The organism is Pseudoalteromonas sp. S1727, assembly GCF_005886375.1.
Taxonomy (GTDB): domain Bacteria; phylum Pseudomonadota; class Gammaproteobacteria; order Enterobacterales; family Alteromonadaceae; genus Pseudoalteromonas; species Pseudoalteromonas haloplanktis.
The window spans coordinates 1-675 of record NZ_PNDT01000198.1 but is presented as its reverse complement, the minus strand read 5'-3'; the positions used below and the strand labels follow the sequence as shown (position 1 = coordinate 675).

At 44.7% G+C, this 675-nt stretch carries 1 pseudogene; it reads right to left on the bottom strand.

Annotation, left to right across the window (positions count from 1 at the left end):
• Positions 1-385 (bottom strand): annotated as a pseudogene (locus CWB85_RS21605) (group II intron reverse transcriptase/maturase); the annotation flags it as partial.
• Positions 386-675 lie beyond the last annotated feature (290 nt).

Sequence of the window (675 nt, the reverse complement as noted above, 5' to 3'; positions counted from 1 at the left end):
ATGGACTGATCACTTGAGCAATGGCTTGTTGGATCACTCTGTCGATAACAGCAGGGATCCCAAGCATTCGCTCACCGCCATCAGGTTTGGGTATCATCACGCGTTTGACTGGCAAAGGTTGATAAGTGCTGTTAAGTAATTGTTGTTTAATACCCAGCCAATGTAACTTAGCGAAGTGATTAAATTCCTCAATACTCATATTATCAATACCCGCAGCCCCTTTATTGCGCTTAACATGTTGCCATGCTGCACCAATATTGTGGTTGCTTAGTACCCTTGCCATCAGGTCATGATCTGTTTGGCTATATTCATTCGAGGTATTATTCACAGTAGAACGCTGTTCATCACTATCACAACACGGTGATTTATGTGAATTCAAGTTCATTTGTAGTATCTCCTCTGGTTAAGATGTTCAGGCCTTCACCGTGTCCCCTCCATTACGATGGGCGTTTGGCTACTATGCCGTCTGCTGACTTCTGATAAATCACTCTAGCGATTACTCGATAAAGCGCGTCTAAACTAACGCTTGTTTACTGCTATTTCGCTCGCTGTAGGTCGCAGCCACCAAAGCGCCAAGGGTTGATCAACCAGTCCCTAACTGGTAATCCCCAAGCGTTAGCGCGGATGCGTGTTTATCAGATCTCCCCCCTTTTTACCAATAAAGAACATGTGCAT